Below are 15,485 nucleotides of genomic sequence, written 5' to 3'. Positions count from 1 at the left end.
TTCAGAACAAGAGAGACAAGATGACCGAGAAAGCCCCGATCCGCACGCTGCTGTGCTTTGCCATGCAGCCCGCCTTTTTCGACCTGCCCTTCGACAAGATCGGCCCGGTCTGGAAGGCCACGCAAACGCTGATGGCCGAAGTCGCCAAAATCCCCGGCACCACCGTCCTTGGCACGCTGGATGACGACCAGACGCAGGTCGGCACCTCGCCGTCCTTCCCTCCGACCTGGTACATCATGGCCGATTTCCCCGACCGTGAGGCCGTGATCGCCGCCTGCAACCTGCTGCGCACGATCCAGACCGACGACCAGAACCACCGCCTGTGGAAATACATGCGCGTCGAGGCCCGGATGGGCCGCGCGCTTGAAATCCCCCAACTCTGATCCGCGAGGCAGCCATGACGCTGGATACCCCCGTTTACGATCTGGACGCGCTTTACGACAACGCGCAGGTCGCCACCTCGATGTATGAAGACCCCGCGCTGTTCGATGTCGAGATGGAGCGCATCTTCAAGAACACCTGGGTCTGGGTCGCCCATGACACCGAAGTCCCTGACAAGGGCAGCTTCAAGCTGTCCTCGGTCGGCAAGGAGCCGGTGATCGTCGTGCGCGACCGCAAGGGCAAGGTGCATGTGATGGTCAACCGCTGCCGCCACCGCGCGGCGACGGTCTGCGAGGTCAAGAAGGGCAAGACCAGTTCCTTCCAGTGCCCCTATCATGGCTGGGGTTACGGGCTCGACGGCAGCCTGCGCGCGCTGCCCTATCCGGAACAATACGGCGACGATTTCGACAAGGCCCAGCACGGTCTGCAGCGCCTGCATACCGAAACCTATAACGGCATGATCTTCGCCACCTTCAACGAGCAGATTGAGCCACTGGTCGATTTCCTCGGGCCGGTCACCAAATGGATTGACCTGTTCATGAAGCAGGGCGGCGGCTTCCCGGTCAAGGTTCTGGGCGAGCATCAGTTCAAGGTGCCGATGAACTGGAAGGTGCAGCTGGAAAACACCACCGACGCCTATCACTTCCCGGTCGTCCACAAGTCCTTCATGCAGTCGCTGGACGGCGAGACCGAAGAGATGTTCGAGTTCCTCGAAACCGGCAAGGGCTATGTCGAGGATCTGGGCAATGGCCATTCGGTCATGGTGATGATCCCCGAACTGGTCGATCTGGACGACAATCTTGACGCGCCGATCCCGGAACGCTTCACCGAACTGGCGCAGGAACTGCGCGACGAGGGCTATCCCGAAGATCAGGTGAAAAAGATCGTCCGCGCCGTGGGCGGGGCGGGCTTCAACCTGAACCTGTTCCCGAACGTCTCCTTCTCGCTGGCCTTCTTCCGCGTGCTGCGCCCGGTGAATGTCGAGGAAACCGAAATCCGCCACATCGCCATCGGCATGGAGGGCGGCCCGGCGGCAGCGAACCGCGCCCGCTTGCGTCTGCACGAACACTTCCAAGGTCCGATGGGCTTTGGTTCGCCCGACGATGCCGAGGTCTGGGAACGCGTCCAGCGCGGCACCAAGGGCGGGCATGATCTGAAGATCCTCGTCAATCGCGGGTTGGTCGATGAACGCCCCGGCCCGGACGGTCCCCTGGGCCATATCTCGGCCGAAACCGGCATGCGCGCCGCCTATGACATGTGGAAAAGGATGATGTCGAAATGAACGACATGAGCAGGATCTCCAGCACGCTTCTTACCGATGTCACGGGCTTTCTGTGGCACGAGGCCGATCTGCTGGACCGCAAGGATTACGACGCATGGCTGGCGCTGTGGTCGGGCAAGGGCCATTACGTCCTGCCGATCGGCGACACGCCGGACGCGGAATTGGCCGATGCGCTGAACCTTTGCTACGACAATGACAAGATGCGCCGCGACCGGATCGCGCGGTTTCAGGCGGGCTTCTCGATTTCCTCGGCCCCGCCTGCGGAAACCATCCGCACGGTGTCGCGCATCGTGATCGAGGACGCGCAGGGCGACCAGCTGACCGTCCGCAGCGCCGAGCATGTGATTGAGGACAAGTTCGGTCGCCAGCGCGTCTGGGCCGCCAATGTCACACACCGGCTGGTCCGCGTGGATGGCGGCTTCCGCATTCAGGACAAGATCGTCCGCCTGCTGAACTCTGACGGGATGCTGAATTCGTTCAGCTATCTGTTCTGATGGCGGCGCCCTTGCCCGAAGCGATCCAGACCGCCGTGGTGACGGGCGGGGCGAATGGCTTTGGCGCCATCGCCACCCGCGCGCTGCACAAAGCGGGGTTCCGGGTCGTCATCGCCGATATCGACCAAGGCGCGGCGCAGGCGCTGGCCTCGGAACTGGATCTTGCCGGTGAAACGGCGGTGACCGCGACGCTGGACGTGTCCAAACCCGAAGACTTTCAGGCGGTTCTGGACAAGATCACCGAACGCTGGGGCTCGTGCGAGGTGCTGGTGAACAACGCCGCCGCCACCGCCGTGCAGCCGGTGCTGGAGATCGATCCGCTTGAGTTCAACCGCATCATGGCGGTGAATGCCGGCGGCACCTTTGCCGGCTGCCAGATCTTTGGCCGCCATTTCAAGGAACAGGGCTACGGCCGGATCGTCAACATGGCCTCGCTGGCGGGGCAGAATGGCGGCACGGCGACGGGGGCGCACTACGCGGCCTCGAAGGGCGCGATCCTGACCCTGACCAAGATCTTCGCCCGCGATCTTGCCGCCCATGGCGTCACCTGCAATGCGATTGCCCCCGGCCCGATGGACACGCCGATGGTGCGCGCGGTTCTGGGCGACAATCTGGAGAAAGCGGCGGCCGCGATCCCGGTCGGCAAACTGGGTGAGCCGGTCTTTGTCGCCGATTTGGTGGCCATGCTTTGCGGACCTGCGGCCTATTTCGTCAACGGCGCCTGTTGGGACGTCAATGGTGGGATCTACATGCGATGAGCCTTGATATGACCCAAACGACCATGAGCCTGATCCTTGATCGTCGCATCGACGAGCCGGGTAATATCGCCCGGCTGCGTCTGCGGGCGGCGGACGGCGCTTCCCTGCCTGCCTTTACCGCCGGCGCGCATCTGGACATCCGCGTTCAGGACGGCGCGACCGATCTGTGGCGGCAATATTCGATCTGCTCGGACCCGTCCGAGACCGGCTTTTATGAAATCGGCGTCCTGCGCGATCCCGAAAGCCGGGGCGGCTCGGAAACGCTGCACCGCATCGCCATCGAGGGCGCGCGTTTCGACATCGAAGGGCCGCGCAACCTGTTCCCGCTGGCCGAGGACGCGCCGCAAAGCATCCTGTTCGGCGGCGGCATCGGCGTCACCCCGATGATCGCCATGGCGCGCAGGCTGCAGGCCTTGGGCCGCGACTTCCACCTGCATTACTGTACCCGCTCGGCCAGCGTCACCGCCTTTGGCGATGAGATCGCCGCCAGTGGCTTCACCGCTCGGGTCATCCACCATCATGACGACCAACCCGCGACCAAGCTGGACATCGCGGCCGCCCTGCCCCCGGCAGCGTCAGGCGCGCATGTCTATGTCTGTGGGCCGCAGGGCTTCATGGATTGGGTGATCGCCTCGGCCGAAGCGGCGGGCTATCCGAATGACCGCATCCACCGCGAATATTTCTCGGCCGAGGTCGACGCCACCGGCGACAGTTTCGAAGTCGTGGCCGAGCGTTCGGGCATCACGGTCACCGTCGGTCCGCAGGACACCATCGCCAAGGCCCTCGCCCGCGCCGGGATCAAGGTCACCGTCAAATGCGAGGAAGGCGTCTGCGGCACCTGCGTCACCGACGTGCTGGACGGCGAAATCGACCACCGCGACCGCTTCCTCACCGATGAGGAGCGCGAGGATGGCGACCAGATCTGCGCCTGCTGCTCTCGCGCCTGCGGGGCGCGACTGGTGCTGGACATCTAGGAGGACAGGGACATGAGCCAATCGTCTGAATCCACCGCCTTCCGCGAGGGGATGAGCCGTCTGGGGGCCGCGATCACCGTGCTGACCTCGGACGGTCCGGCGGGTCGGCACGGGATGACCGCCTCGGCGGTGGTGTCGGTGACCGACAACCCGCCAACGCTGATCGTCTGTGTAAACCGGCAAAACCGCAGCCACGACCTGTTCGTCGAAAACGGCGTGGTCGCGGTCAACGTGCTGGGCGGGCGGCATCGCGACCTGTCCGGGGCCTTTGCCGGGCGCGGGGCCGAGGACCGTTTTGCCGGTCACGACTGGAAGGTGCTGTCGACCGGCGCACCGGTCCTTGGCGATGCCGAGGTGGCCTTTGACTGCCGCATCGCGGATGTGCGCGAGGTCGGCTCGCATTCCGTCCTGACCTGCGCGGTTCAGGCGGTGTCGCTGTCGCCAGACCGGCCCGAAAGCCTGATCTGGTTCGGGCGCGGCTTCCACCACCTGCATGCGGCTGAATAGCCCGGCCTAGATCTCGTCCAGACGGGTCATCACCTTTTGCAGCAGGCCGTTCAGCGCGGCCAGTTCCTCGGGCGTGATATTGATGAAGGACGCGGCCAGGATGCGCTCTGCCTGTTGCAGGGCCAGGCCGCGCATACGGTCGCCTTCGGGGGTCAGTGTAACCTCGGTCACGCGGCCATCGCTGGGGCTGACACGGGTGGTGACCATGCCGTCCGCCGTCAGCCGCTGCACCACCTTGGTCGCCGTGTTCAGCCGCATCACGCTGTGTTCGGCGATCTGCGAGACGCTGAGATATTCTTCCTCATACAGCGAGATCAGCACCCGCCAGCGCGGCATGTCCAGACCGATCGGCTTCAATCGCCGCTCAAGCACCTGCACATAGCGGGCGTTCACGCGCGAGATCCAGTAGAAGGGCCAGTTCTTCTTCATGTGCCGGACCTGCCCGCTGATCATTTCGGGCTCGGCGCGGTGAAGGGGGGCTTGGTCTGTCATCGGACACCCTGATAGGCGGTAAGGCACAGCTTGGGCGCGGCGCTGGCGCCCAAGCTAGACGTGACGAATTGATGGGGCAAGCGGCCCTTAGCCACGCGGATCAAGAGCCCGGATTTTCTGCACGGCCTCATTCTTCTGCGGCATGAATTCCAGAAACAACCCGTCGGGCAGCACCATCCAATGCGGCCCCTTTTCGGTCGAGCGTCCGCCATGCACCAGCGTGGCCTCGATCGCGGCGGGGACATCCTCGCAGACGATGCCCAGATGGCCGAAGCGGCCTTCATTGCCGTCGAAATGCGGGTCCTCGATCATCTGCACGCCACCCAGCAGCCAGACCTGACGCGGCGCGGCCGGATCGCCGTCCACCTGCGTCACGGTCATGCCCAGCACATCGCGGAAATAGGTGACCAGCGGCGCGATGGCGCGCACGCGAAAGGCGGTGTGTTCGACATAGGCATGGGTTGCAGACATCAGGGTTTTCCGTTTCCTAAGGGATCATTTCCGGCCGCGCCGCGAAGCGGGATCGGCATCGCCGAGCCGGTCGAAGACCTTTTCCAACAGCTCGTTCAAACCAGCTAGGTCATCGGCGTCATTGGTGCCAAAGGCGCTGGCCAGGACGGCTTCGGCATGCTCGCGGGCGCGCAGTCGCAGCAGGTCGCCCGCTTCGGTCAGCCGCACATCGGTGACGCGGGCGTCATTGGTGCGCGGACTTGTCGTGACCAGACCGTCCTGCGCCAGCCGCTGCACGATCTTGGTCGTCGTGCTCAGCTTCAGCACTGCGAAATCCGCGATCTCGGATACGCTGAGTTGCTCGTCCTCATGCAGCGACATCAGCACCCGCCAGCGCGACACGTCCAGATCCAGCGTCCGCAGCCTTGCCTGCAAGGTATCGGCATAGCGCTGGTTCACGCGCGATATCCAGTAGAACGGCCATTGCGGCCGCATCCTCCCCACGCCCAGAAGCCGCTCGGCGCCCGAGTCGGGAAGGGGCAAGGGATCGCTTGCGCGCATGATGCGTTTGCTCCGGCCAGCAGGTTGGATCGGTCATGAGACCAGACCGCGCGCCATGAAATTCAGGCGGTTAACGAAGAATTAAATGAAGTGGAACGTAAAGCAAAGCGCATTCGCGCAGGGCGCGGGCAAATAAACCGGCCGCGGAACAGGGTCACCGGCCTGCCCCGATCCTATGCAACGCATAGCGAATGGGCAGCGAAATCGCTCATCACGAACGGTATCGCGTCATACCTTGCCTGATCCTGAGGCAGTGGGTCTGGCGCAGCCCGCGCTGCGGAAACATCACTTTTCACGTTAAAATACAAGGCAATGGAGGGGGTTTCTTAGGCTGTAGATAACTCTCGCGTACCATCCCCATGCATCACATTCATGACGGGATTACGAATTATTAATTGGACCCATCCGCCACTTGGCTTTTTCGATGGCAGCAAGGCGCGCCCTGCCAACTTCAACTTAGCCCTTGGATGCAGCCCATGTATCTTTCTGACAACGTAACGACCGCGGCGGGACCGATTACCCCTGCCGCCACCCGCGAAGACAGCACCGAGGCCGAGTTTCGCGCGCTTCTGGATATGGTGCAGGCACGCCGGGACGAATTCGACCGCCTGCGGCATGTGCCCCGCGACGTGATCGCCCAGATGAAGCGGGCGGGGATCTTTCGCGCCTCGACGCCTGCCCGTTTCGGCGGTGACGCGCTGGCCCCGCATCTGTTCCTGCCCATGGTCGAGCGGATCGCGCAGGTCGACGGCTCGGCCGGATGGGTCGCGGCCTTTGGCTCGGCCAATACCTATATCGCGGCGCTGCCGGCCGAAACGCAGGCGGTGATCTATGCCAAAGGGCCGGATCAGGTCTATGCGGGCGGGCTTTATCCGCTGCACCCCGCCACCCGCGCCAATGGCGGCTGGACGGTCAGCGGCCATTGGCGGTTTGCCAGCGGCTGCATGGGCGCGGACTGGATCGGCGTCGGCATGTCCATTCCCGGCACGGATGGCGCAGCAACCGTCGCCCAGATGGCGGTCTGCCCGGCGGATCAGGTCGAAATCGTCGAAAGCTGGAACGTCATGGGCATGCAGGGCACCGGCAGCCATGACGTCAAGGTCGTGGACAAGTTCTTTGCCGATGACTGGATCTGCGGGCGCGGCGCGGCCTCGACCATAGACGAGCCGCTCTATCACTATCCCGCCCTTGCCTATCAGGCGCAGGTTCATGCGGCGGTGAATATCGGGCTGGCACGGGCGGCACTGGACCTGACGACGCAAATGTCAGGCGGGGCCAAGATCATGCCCAATGCGGCGCGGCTGGCCGATCGCGCCTATTTCCGCACCCATCTGGCACAGGCCGAGGCCCAGTTCCGCAGCGCCCGGCTGTTCTTCTATGACAGCGCCGAACGGGCATGGGATTTCCTGCTGGCGGGTGATCCGGTCCCGCTGGATCTGACGAACCAACTGCGGCTGTCCGCGACCCATGCCGCCCATGCCTCGGCCAAGGTGGTGCAGGATTGCTACCGCATCGCGGGCATGGCCGCGGCGCAGCGCAGCCACCGGCTGCAACATATCCTGCGTGACGCGATGGTGGTGACCCAGCACGCGGCCCTGTCCGAGGCGACGCTGGAACAGGCGGGCGCGGTGCTGGCGGGTCTGCCCGCCCCGGCGGGCTATCCATGAGCGCGGGCTTTCGCGAGCGGCTGGTGATCGATGCCCCGCGCGGTGAACTGCGCGATGGGGCAATCCGCTACCTGACCATGCGCCCGGACGCGCTGATGGGGATGTTCGACCGACTGCCCGTCCCCGCCCGCCATCAGGCGCTGACGGCGCTGGCGGCCTCGGTCGCGGAATTCGGCGGCCGCTCGCTGGCCGCCTACAAGGCCAGCGCACCGGGCGACATGGCCGCCTTGGTCCAGACCGTCATCGCCACCTCGGCCGAACTGGGCTGGGGCGTCTGGGCCATGACCCCGCGCGACGGCGGCGGCTTCGACGTCACCGTGACCAACAGCCCCTTCGCCGCCGGACTGGCCGCGCCCTCGGACGGGCCGGCCTGCGCCCCGATCCTTGGCATCCTGACCGCGCTTGCGACCCATGTGATCCCCGGCGGGGTCATCGTGGCCGAAACCAGCTGCGCCGCGCAATGTGGCGGGGCGGAATGCCGCTTCACCCTCAGCTGACCCCAGAAAACCAACAATGACCAACAAGGAGACGCGCATGAACATTCCCACCATCAACCGCCGCCAGATGCTGGCCGCGACGGCAGGTCTGGCCAGTCTGGCTTTCGCCGGACGCGCCGCTTTCGCACAATCCGCCCCGATCCGCATCGGCGTGGGCTCGGACCCGGTATTCGCGGCCTTCTTCGTCGCCGCACATGAAAAGCTGTTCGAGGCCGAGAATGTCGCCGTGAACCTGCAGACCTATACGGACGGCGGCGAGGCGATGAACGCGCTGGTCGCCGGGCAGGTCGATGTGTCCTGTGCGTCCGAACCGACCTCGATGATCCGCCTGACCCGGGCCGAACTGCGCCCGCTGGCCGTGGTCTATCAATCGGGGAAATACATCAAGCTGGCCGTTCGTGACGGCATCGAAGACCCCAAGCAGATCAAGAAGTTCGGCGTCGTGCTGGGCTCGATCAGCGAATATTCGACGCGGCTGGCGATGACCAAGCTGGGGCTGGACGAGGCGGCGATCGAATTCGTCCCCTCGGGCCCGCCGGAACTGCCCGCGCTGCTGGCCCGCGGCGATATCGACGCCTTCTTTGCATGGGAACCCTGGCCCGCCATGGGCGTCCTGCAAGGCGGCAAGACCCTGATGACCAGCGCCGAAGTGGGCTATGTCGACACGCAATGGCTGACCGCATCCGCCGCTGCGCTGGACAGCCGCCGCGCGGATTGCGAAGCCGTGCTGCGGGCGCTGGCCAAGGGGGCCGAGGTGGTGCGCAGCGACCCCGAACGCGCCGCCGAGGCCGTCAAGGCCGTCACCGGCATCCCGACCGCCACCAGCCTGAAGGCTTTGGGCGATTTCACCGCCATCGTGCGCGACTTCACCCCCGACGATATGACCAGCTATGACCAGATCGCGGCCTTCCTTGCCGACAAGAAGGTGACCGATGGTGTCGTGGCCTATCGCGACGACATGCAGGTCGGCTTCTTCAAGGGGTAATGCGATGACCGGCGCATCCATCAATCTTGAACATGTCGGCATTGCCTTCGGTACGGCGCAGATCGTCTCGAACGTGAACCTGACCATCCAGCCGGGCGAGTTCATCTGCCTGCTGGGCCCCTCGGGCTGCGGCAAGTCCACGCTGCTCAATGCCATTGCGGGCTTCACCCCGGTATCCGGGCGGATCACCGTGGACGGCGTGCCCGTCACCGGTCCCGGCCTTGACCGGGGCGTGGTCTTTCAGTCATCCGAGGTGCTGTTTCCCTGGCTGACCATCCGCCAGAACGTCGAATATGGGCTGAAGCTGCGCGGCACGCCCGCCAAGGAACGGCGCGAGAAAGCCGACCGCTATCTGGCGATGGTCGGCCTGTCCCACGCGCTCGACCGTTTTCCGGCGCAGCTTTCGGGCGGCATGCGGCAGCGGGCGCAGATCGCGCGGGTGCTGATCAACGAACCCTCGGTCGTGCTGATGGACGAACCCTTCGGCGCGCTCGACGCCCAGACGCGCGAAGTGCTGCAGGCGGAACTGGCCCGCATCTGGCGCGCCACCGGCTGCACCATCGTCTTTGTCACCCATGACATCTGGGAGGCCGTTCTGCTGGCCGACCGCGTGGTGGTGATGACGGCCGGTCCGGCAGCCGGGATCAAGACGGTCGAGGAAATCACCCTGCCCCATCCCCGCGATCAGGGCGATGCGCAGGCGCTGACCCTGTTTCGCCGTCTTCGCGACGATATCGGCGCCGAGGTCCGGCGCGCTCTGGCCCAGCAAGGCCTGTCCACGGAGGCCGCGGAATGACCGACATGTCCAACGAAGGTGGCAAGATCGCAGCCACGCCCAGCCCGTCGCAATCGCTGCGCAAGCTGGCGAAATACGCCATTCCCGTCATCGCCATCCTTGGCGGGGTGCTGATCTGGCATATCGCCTCGACCTTCACCTCGCCGCTGTTCCTGCCCTCGCCCGCGATGGTCTGGGGGGCGGCGGTGGAAATGGCGCTGGATGGGTCGCTGCCCGGGTCCATTGGCGCTTCGGCATGGAGGATCTTTGCCGGATGGGCGGCAGGCGTCATCCTTGGCGTGCCGCTGGGCCTGTTCATGGGCCGCTTTGCCATCGTGCGCCTGCTGGCCGATCCCTATATCGAGTTCTTCCGCTTCATCCCGCCCATTGCCTTCGTCACACTGGCGGTGATCTGGCTGGGGCCGGGAGAGATCACCAAGATCGCGCTGATCTTCTACACCACGATCTTCATCGTGACGCTGAACACCATCGCCGGGGTCGAGTCCGTCAATCCGCTGCGCCTGCAGGCGGCACGCAGCCTTGGCGCGACGCGTATGCAGGAAATGACCACGATCATCCTGCCCTCGACCGTGCCCTACATGGTGACGGGCGCGCGGATCGCGATGGGGAACTCGTTCCTAACGGTGGTTTCGGCTGAAATCGTCTCGGCCCAGCAGGGGCTTGGGTCGCTGATCTGGACGGCGCGGAACTTTGCCCGCACGGATTGGGTCTTTGTCGGCATCATCGCGCTTGGCTGCCTTGGCTTCGTCTTTGACCGCATCTTCCGCATGGTGACGAACCGGACGCTGCGGCGATTCCTGTAACCATGGCGCGCGGACCGGGGCCCGCCTTGGTCCGCGCCCGACCAATGCCCATTGCGGCCAGGGCTAAGAGTGCGCTCAAATGCGGTCCATGAACACGGAACTGCACAAATTCGACCTGAACCTGATGAAGGTCTTTCTGGCGATCTGGGAGCTGCAAAGCGTCACCGCCGCCAGCGAAAGGCTGGGCCTGACCCAGCCCGCCGTCAGCCATGGGCTGCGTCGGCTGCGAGAGCATTTTCAGGACCCGCTGTTCACACGCGTCGGCCATGTCATGGCCCCTACCGCCACCGCGGCCGAACTGTACAAGGCCTTCGATCAGGCGATGCAGACCATCGGTCAGTCGATGCAGCAGCAGCGCCAGTTCGACCCGGCCACGACTGCCCGCGTCTTTCGCATCGCGATGTCGGACGTGTCCGAGTTCTATTTCCTGCCCGCGCTTCTGGCCCATCTGGAAACCCGCGCCCCCCGCGCCCGCGTCGAATCCGTGCCCTTGTCGGGCGATACGACCGAGGCCGCGATGCGCGCGGGTCAGGTCGATCTGGCGCTGGGATTTACCCCCGAGCTGAGTGCGGAATGCCACGCCCGGCCATTGTTCGACGACCGCTTCATCTGTCTGGTCCGCCGTGATCATCCTTTTGCCGGGGAAAGCCTAAGCGCTCGTGACTTCTCGGGCCTGACCTATGTCGATGCCTCGACGCAGGCGCCGGGATACCGGCTGATCGACCAGCGGCTGCAACTGATCGGCGCGCGCCGCACGGTCATGTCGCGGCTGGTGCATTTCACCGTCGCCCCGGAAATCGTGCGCCATACCGATCTGGCGACGCTTTATCCGCTCAGCGCGGCGCGACGGGTCAATCTGGACGGGCGTTTCCGCATCCTGTCGCTGCCTTTCGATCTGCCCAGCATCCCGATCAGCCTGAGCCTGCATCAGAGCTTTCTTGAGGATCGCGCGATCCGCTGGCTGGCCGATGTGATCGCGCAGAACTGCGTCGCCCCCGAGGTCTGATCCCGCCCTTTAACCTGTCCCGCCCCTTGCTATAATCGGCGGAAATCACATGCGGACCCGTCCTTGGAACTCAAGCGCCTGACCTATTTCCTTGCCGTCGCCGAAGAGCTGCATTTCGGGCGCGCGGCGGCGCGTCTGGACATGGCCCAGCCGCCGCTGTCGCGCCAGATCGCCGCGTTGGAAACCGAACTGGGCGTGCTGCTGTTTGACCGCAGCCGCAGCCAGATCCGCCTGACCCAGGCCGGAGAGGTGTTTCGCGACCATGCCCGCCACATCCTTGAACGGCTGGACACCGCCTGTCGCGACACCCGCGCCATCGGGCTGGGCGGTGCGGGACGGCTGCGCATCGCCTTTGTCGGCTCGGCCTCGCACGGGCTGCTACCGACGCTGATCAAATCCTTCCGCTCGCATTACCCCGAGGTCGAGCTGGCGCTGTCGGCAATGAACAATGCCGAATTGCACCGCGCCCTTGTCAGCCGAGAGATCGACGTGGCCGTGGCCCGCCCCGCGCTTCAGGATGACGAATTCCGCAGTGAACTGCTGTGCCGCGAAAAACTGATCCTTGCACTGCCGGACAACTCACCGCTGGCGGGGCAGTCGCGGATTACCTTTGCCGATCTGGCTGACCAGACTTTCGTGCTGTATCCACGCCGCCCCCGCCCCAGCTATGCCGATGTGGTGCTGGGCATCTGCCAGCGCGAGGGCTTTACCCCCGCGAAACTGGAACTGACGCAGGATTTCCAAAGCGCAATCAGCCTCGTCTCGGTCGGCGTGGGCCTGTCGGTGGTGCCGGAATCGGTGGCGCGGACGCAGCGACCCGGCGTGGTCTATCGCCCCTACGAAGGGGACAATCCCGGCACGGCCCTGACCATCCACGCGCGGCTGGACAACCGTGCGCCGCAGGTGGTGAATTTCCTTGAGATCACCCGGAAATTCGCGCGCAGCACGCTTACGCCGCCTGCGGCCTCGGATCGTCCCTGAAGGTGGTCGCATCGACCGAAGGACGCGCGGCAAAGCCCGCATGCCATTCGGCCAGCTTCGGCCGACCCGCTCGCCAGTTTTCTGCGTCGAAGCGGAAGTCCAGATAGCTGAGCGCCACCCCGATGCTGAGATGCCCGATATCGAAGGGCCGGGCCTCAAGCGCGGGGACGTGGCCCTCAAGCCAGTCGGCCACCCGGTTCATCTTGGTGCGATAGACGGCGGCCAGTTCGGACGAACGCTGCGCCTCGGGGCGCAGGCGGGTTTCGACCAGCCATGGCAGGGCAATGTCCAGCAAACCGGTGCCAAGCGCCTCGTCGCGCTCGGCCATCGGGTTTTCGGGAAACAGATGCGGCCCCGAGACGCTGGTGCGGTCGGCCCAGCGGCAGATCACATGGCTGTCGAACAGGACCGAGCCGTCATCCAGTTCCAGCGTCGGGATCTTGGACAGCGGGTTCACCGCCATCAGCCCCTCATGCGGGATCATCGGATCGGCATGGGTGCGGACCGTGCGGACCGATCCGGCCAGCCCCTTTTCATGCAGCGCCACCATGACCTTGCGGACATAGGGCGAGCGCGGCGACCAGTGCAAAAGCGGCATGGATCAGGCCTTTCGCGTCATGGCGGCCAGCGCGTCTTCGTCAACCTGAACGCCCAAGCCCGGCCCGGTCGGGCAATGGATGTGGAAATCGCGGAAGGTCAGGCTTGGCCGAACGATGTCGGTCTTGACGATCTTCGGCCCGAAATGTTCGCAGCCCCATTCCAGTGTCGGCAGCGTCGCGAATACCGCCAGATGCGCGGCAGCGCCCAGTCCGGTTTCCAGCAGGCAGCCGCCGTAAAGCTCCATCCCGCAGGCCTGCGCGATGCCGCCCGCGCGTTTCAGATCCATCAGCCCGCCGCTTTTCACCAGCTTCAGCGAATAAACGCTGCCGGCAGCGGCGGTGGCCTGCGCGACGATCTCGGCACCGGTAAACGCCGCCTCATCGGTCATGATCGGAATGGCACTGCGCCGGGCGATGCGGGCGGTGGCCTCGACCAGACCGGGACGAAGCGGCTGTTCGATCAGCACGATGCCCAATTCAGCCAGACGCGGCAGGTAACGGATGGCGGTGGCCTCGGACCAGGCCTGATTGACGTCACAGACGATCTCGCAGCCCGGAAGCGCCTCGACGATCCGCGCGAGGCGCTTCATGTCATCGGCAGGCGCGTGGAAGCCCAGCTTGATCTTGAAGCGGCGATGTTCGCGGGCGGCCAGCTTGCCCTGCGCCTCCTCGATTTCCTGATCGGCATCGCCCGAGGCCAAGGCCCACAAGACCTCGATCCGGTCGCGGACCGCGCCGCCCAGAAACTGGCTGGCGGGCAGGCCGAGGGATTTCCCGGCAGCGTCGTAAAGCGCCGCATCGACGGCGGCGCGGGCGGCATTATTGCGGCTGGCGGCGCGTTTCATCGCAGCCGAGTTCGCCTCGAAATCCAAGGCGTTCGCACCCAGAACGGCTGGGGCCAGATAGGTGTCGATATTGGCCTTGATCGCCTCGACGCTTTCTTCGGCCCAGCGGGGACCGCCCAGCGTCGCGGCCTCGCCATATCCCACCGTACCATCCGACAGCGAGGCACGGGCGATGACATAGGATTGATGCGTCACCTCGGTATTCGACAGTCGGTGGCGGCGGGTCGTCGGCACATCGACGATGGTGGTTTCAACCGCGACGATCCGGCGGCCCTGCCGATGGTCGGCCAGTTCCGAAGGCGAAATTCCGGCGATGCCCGGCTTGTTCATGGCAGCAGTCCTTGCAGATCGTGTGAGAGTGCCGCGCCCCTTATGGGACGCGGCATTGGGCCTTATTCGGCGGCCATGGCCTGCGCCTCGGTGCGTGGCAGGATGAAATCGAAGCGCAGGACCAGATCGGTATCCGCACCTGCCGGGGCCTTCTGGAATTCACCGATCAGCTCTTCCTTGACCGCGAAGACCGAGTCGTCGTCCAGATGCGCGCTGCTGGAATCGTAGATCTGCGAGATCAGCGGGCGGAAGCCCTCGCGCGCCACCATCATATGGATATGGCCGGGGCGCATGCAGTGATGGCCCATATAGCGGATCAGCTCGCCTGCGGTCTCATCGCCGGGGATCGGATAGGGCACGGGGCGAATGGCCTTGAAGGCATAATGGCCGTTTTCGTCCGATTCAAAGCGGCCGCGCAGGTTGTAATCGGGCTGGTCGGGATCGTGGTTTTCGTACAGCCCGTTCGGCGCGTCCTCCCAGACGTCGATGATCGCGCCGGCGATGGGCGTGCCGTCGGTGTCGCGCACGTAACCCTCGACATGGACCGATTCCTCGCCCTCGAAATGCTTCTGCACGGTCGAGGCGCCCTTGGGCATGACCGGAGCATTTTCGCGGAAGAACGGGCCCAGCACGGTCGAGGTGGTTTCATTCCCGGCAATCGGGTTCGACAGCATGTCGACAAGGACTTCGACGCCCAGAATATCGCCCAGCAGGATGAATTCCTGACGCTTGTGCGAACACATCGCGCCGGCGCGGCCCAGATAGTCGCAGGCGGCCAGAAATTCCGAATGGGTCAGGCTGACATCCTTGCAGAAGCCATGCAGGTGGCGGATCAGCGCCTCCATGATTTCGCGCTGGCGGGCGTCGATCGGGGCATGCTTGCCCAGCGATGCGATGACGACATCGGTGACGTTGTCGATGGTGACGTTGCTCATGTTTCTCTCCTCCTTGAAACGGCTGGTCCGGGCGCTGTTCAACAGATGCGGCGGATCGGTCGCTGATGTCCGTGATCTTGCATCCGGCAGGGGGTATCTGCCAGACGGGCGGCAGGTATCGTGCGATACCCGACCGTGCCGC

The 15,485-nt window shown here is 64.8% G+C and carries 19 protein-coding genes; 13 read left to right on the top strand and 6 right to left on the bottom strand.

What is annotated here, in order from left to right:
- Positions 1-20 precede the first annotated feature (20 nt).
- Genes IB235_RS12925 through IB235_RS12900 form a run of 6 tightly spaced genes read left to right on the top strand, consistent with a single transcriptional unit; the run spans position 21 to position 4,396 of the window.
- On the top strand, positions 21-383 hold the full coding sequence (locus IB235_RS12925; RefSeq protein ID WP_155040294.1) for a hypothetical protein: 363 nt from the start codon (positions 21-23) through the stop codon (positions 381-383).
- A gap of 14 nt (positions 384-397) precedes the next feature.
- On the top strand, positions 398-1,663 hold the full coding sequence (locus IB235_RS12920; RefSeq protein WP_155040293.1) for an aromatic ring-hydroxylating dioxygenase subunit alpha: 1,266 nt from the start codon (positions 398-400) through the stop codon (positions 1,661-1,663).
- Entirely contained in the window at positions 1,660-2,157 is a 498-nt protein-coding gene (locus tag IB235_RS12915; RefSeq protein ID WP_192337078.1) for an aromatic-ring-hydroxylating dioxygenase subunit beta, read from the top strand. Before IB235_RS12920 ends, IB235_RS12915 begins: the two co-directional genes overlap by 4 nt.
- An 11-nt stretch (positions 2,158-2,168) precedes the next feature.
- Positions 2,169-2,915: an SDR family NAD(P)-dependent oxidoreductase gene (locus IB235_RS12910; protein ID WP_225612288.1), complete on the top strand. Its 747-nt coding sequence runs from the start codon at positions 2,169-2,171 to the stop codon at positions 2,913-2,915.
- 8 nt (positions 2,916-2,923) lie between these two features.
- Positions 2,924-3,889, top strand: a complete 966-nt coding sequence (locus tag IB235_RS12905) for a PDR/VanB family oxidoreductase (protein WP_192337076.1) — start codon at positions 2,924-2,926, stop codon at positions 3,887-3,889.
- A 12-nt stretch (positions 3,890-3,901) separates the two neighbouring features.
- The gene (locus IB235_RS12900) at positions 3,902-4,396 is read left to right on the top strand and encodes a flavin reductase family protein (protein WP_155040289.1); all 495 of its coding nucleotides are present in this window, start codon (positions 3,902-3,904) and stop codon (positions 4,394-4,396) included.
- Between the two features lie 6 nt (positions 4,397-4,402).
- Here IB235_RS12900 and IB235_RS12895 read toward each other — a convergent pair whose 3' ends face one another.
- From IB235_RS12895 to IB235_RS12885, 3 genes are all read right to left on the bottom strand, one after another.
- Positions 4,403-4,888: a MarR family winged helix-turn-helix transcriptional regulator gene (locus IB235_RS12895; RefSeq protein WP_155040288.1), complete on the bottom strand. Its 486-nt coding sequence runs from the start codon at positions 4,886-4,888 to the stop codon at positions 4,403-4,405.
- An 87-nt stretch (positions 4,889-4,975) separates the two neighbouring features.
- Positions 4,976-5,359 carry a VOC family protein gene (locus tag IB235_RS12890; protein WP_192337075.1) on the bottom strand — a complete coding sequence of 128 codons (384 nt, stop codon included), beginning with the start codon at positions 5,357-5,359 and terminating at the stop codon, positions 4,976-4,978.
- Positions 5,360-5,383: 24 nt separating this feature from the next.
- Positions 5,384-5,899: a MarR family winged helix-turn-helix transcriptional regulator gene (locus tag IB235_RS12885; RefSeq protein WP_155040286.1), complete on the bottom strand. Its 516-nt coding sequence runs from the start codon at positions 5,897-5,899 to the stop codon at positions 5,384-5,386.
- 476 nt (positions 5,900-6,375) lie between these two features.
- Here IB235_RS12885 and IB235_RS12880 point away from each other — a divergent pair, with 476 nt between their 5' ends.
- The 7 genes from IB235_RS12880 to IB235_RS12850 all read left to right on the top strand — a co-directional run bounded on the left by IB235_RS12880 (position 6,376) and on the right by IB235_RS12850 (position 12,634).
- Entirely contained in the window at positions 6,376-7,566 is a 1,191-nt protein-coding gene (locus IB235_RS12880; protein WP_225612287.1) for an acyl-CoA dehydrogenase family protein, read from the top strand.
- On the top strand, positions 7,563-8,063 hold the full coding sequence (locus IB235_RS12875; protein WP_192337073.1) for a V4R domain-containing protein: 501 nt from the start codon (positions 7,563-7,565) through the stop codon (positions 8,061-8,063). Before IB235_RS12880 ends, IB235_RS12875 begins: the two co-directional genes overlap by 4 nt.
- Before the next feature lie 37 nt (positions 8,064-8,100).
- Complete coding sequence (locus IB235_RS12870) at positions 8,101-9,048, top strand: ABC transporter substrate-binding protein (protein ID WP_155040283.1); 948 nt, start codon at positions 8,101-8,103, stop codon at positions 9,046-9,048.
- A 4-nt stretch (positions 9,049-9,052) separates the two neighbouring features.
- Positions 9,053-9,844: an ABC transporter ATP-binding protein gene (locus tag IB235_RS12865; protein ID WP_155040282.1), complete on the top strand. Its 792-nt coding sequence runs from the start codon at positions 9,053-9,055 to the stop codon at positions 9,842-9,844.
- Positions 9,841-10,647 (top strand): ABC transporter permease, encoded by an 807-nt coding sequence (locus IB235_RS12860; protein WP_192337072.1) that lies wholly within the window; start codon positions 9,841-9,843, stop codon positions 10,645-10,647. The genes IB235_RS12865 and IB235_RS12860 overlap by 4 nt, the downstream gene beginning before the upstream one ends.
- A gap of 88 nt (positions 10,648-10,735) precedes the next feature.
- On the top strand, positions 10,736-11,653 hold the full coding sequence (locus tag IB235_RS12855; RefSeq protein ID WP_170297671.1) for a LysR family transcriptional regulator: 918 nt from the start codon (positions 10,736-10,738) through the stop codon (positions 11,651-11,653).
- Between the two features lie 63 nt (positions 11,654-11,716).
- Positions 11,717-12,634 (top strand): LysR substrate-binding domain-containing protein, encoded by a 918-nt coding sequence (locus IB235_RS12850; protein ID WP_155040279.1) that lies wholly within the window; start codon positions 11,717-11,719, stop codon positions 12,632-12,634.
- Here IB235_RS12850 and IB235_RS12845 read toward each other — a convergent pair.
- The 3 genes from IB235_RS12845 to IB235_RS12835 form a co-directional block, all read right to left on the bottom strand.
- Complete coding sequence (locus IB235_RS12845) at positions 12,603-13,232, bottom strand: glutathione S-transferase family protein (protein WP_192337071.1); 630 nt, start codon at positions 13,230-13,232, stop codon at positions 12,603-12,605. The two genes, IB235_RS12850 and IB235_RS12845, sit on opposite strands and share 32 nt — an antisense overlap.
- 3 nt (positions 13,233-13,235) lie before the next feature.
- A complete protein-coding gene (locus IB235_RS12840; protein ID WP_192337070.1) occupies positions 13,236-14,408 on the bottom strand; it encodes a muconate/chloromuconate family cycloisomerase in 1,173 nt (390 codons plus the stop codon).
- A 62-nt stretch (positions 14,409-14,470) separates the two neighbouring features.
- Positions 14,471-15,343 (bottom strand): dioxygenase, encoded by an 873-nt coding sequence (locus IB235_RS12835; protein WP_155040276.1) that lies wholly within the window; start codon positions 15,341-15,343, stop codon positions 14,471-14,473.
- Between the last annotated feature and the right edge of the window lie 142 nt (positions 15,344-15,485).

The organism is Paracoccus sp. PAR01 (genome assembly GCF_014851995.1).
Taxonomy (GTDB): domain Bacteria; phylum Pseudomonadota; class Alphaproteobacteria; order Rhodobacterales; family Rhodobacteraceae; genus Paracoccus; species Paracoccus litorisediminis.
The sequence above is the reverse complement of the archived record's forward strand: the minus strand, read 5'-3'. Positions and strand labels throughout refer to the sequence as shown.

What these genes read in the sequence shown, in the direction of transcription:
- IB235_RS12925 (WP_155040294.1), top strand. Translation starts at nt 21, where the DNA reads ATGACCGAGAAAGCCCCGATCCGCACGCTGCTGTGCTTTGCCATGCAG.
- IB235_RS12845 (WP_192337071.1), bottom strand. Translation starts at nt 13,232, where the DNA reads ATGCCGCTTTTGCACTGGTCGCCGCGCTCGCCCTATGTCCGCAAGGTC.
- IB235_RS12895 (WP_155040288.1), bottom strand. Translation starts at nt 4,888, where the DNA reads ATGACAGACCAAGCCCCCCTTCACCGCGCCGAGCCCGAAATGATCAGC.
- IB235_RS12905 (WP_192337076.1), top strand. Translation starts at nt 2,924, where the DNA reads ATGACCCAAACGACCATGAGCCTGATCCTTGATCGTCGCATCGACGAG.
- IB235_RS12885 (WP_155040286.1), bottom strand. Translation starts at nt 5,899, where the DNA reads ATGCGCGCAAGCGATCCCTTGCCCCTTCCCGACTCGGGCGCCGAGCGG.
- IB235_RS12840 (WP_192337070.1), bottom strand. Translation starts at nt 14,408, where the DNA reads ATGAACAAGCCGGGCATCGCCGGAATTTCGCCTTCGGAACTGGCCGAC.
- IB235_RS12835 (WP_155040276.1), bottom strand. Translation starts at nt 15,343, where the DNA reads ATGAGCAACGTCACCATCGACAACGTCACCGATGTCGTCATCGCATCG.
- IB235_RS12920 (WP_155040293.1), top strand. Translation starts at nt 398, where the DNA reads ATGACGCTGGATACCCCCGTTTACGATCTGGACGCGCTTTACGACAAC.
- IB235_RS12870 (WP_155040283.1), top strand. Translation starts at nt 8,101, where the DNA reads ATGAACATTCCCACCATCAACCGCCGCCAGATGCTGGCCGCGACGGCA.
- IB235_RS12880 (WP_225612287.1), top strand. Translation starts at nt 6,376, where the DNA reads ATGTATCTTTCTGACAACGTAACGACCGCGGCGGGACCGATTACCCCT.
- IB235_RS12890 (WP_192337075.1), bottom strand. Translation starts at nt 5,359, where the DNA reads ATGTCTGCAACCCATGCCTATGTCGAACACACCGCCTTTCGCGTGCGC.
- IB235_RS12865 (WP_155040282.1), top strand. Translation starts at nt 9,053, where the DNA reads ATGACCGGCGCATCCATCAATCTTGAACATGTCGGCATTGCCTTCGGT.
- IB235_RS12915 (WP_192337078.1), top strand. Translation starts at nt 1,660, where the DNA reads ATGAACGACATGAGCAGGATCTCCAGCACGCTTCTTACCGATGTCACG.
- IB235_RS12860 (WP_192337072.1), top strand. Translation starts at nt 9,841, where the DNA reads ATGACCGACATGTCCAACGAAGGTGGCAAGATCGCAGCCACGCCCAGC.
- IB235_RS12855 (WP_170297671.1), top strand. Translation starts at nt 10,736, where the DNA reads ATGAACACGGAACTGCACAAATTCGACCTGAACCTGATGAAGGTCTTT.
- IB235_RS12875 (WP_192337073.1), top strand. Translation starts at nt 7,563, where the DNA reads ATGAGCGCGGGCTTTCGCGAGCGGCTGGTGATCGATGCCCCGCGCGGT.
- IB235_RS12900 (WP_155040289.1), top strand. Translation starts at nt 3,902, where the DNA reads ATGAGCCAATCGTCTGAATCCACCGCCTTCCGCGAGGGGATGAGCCGT.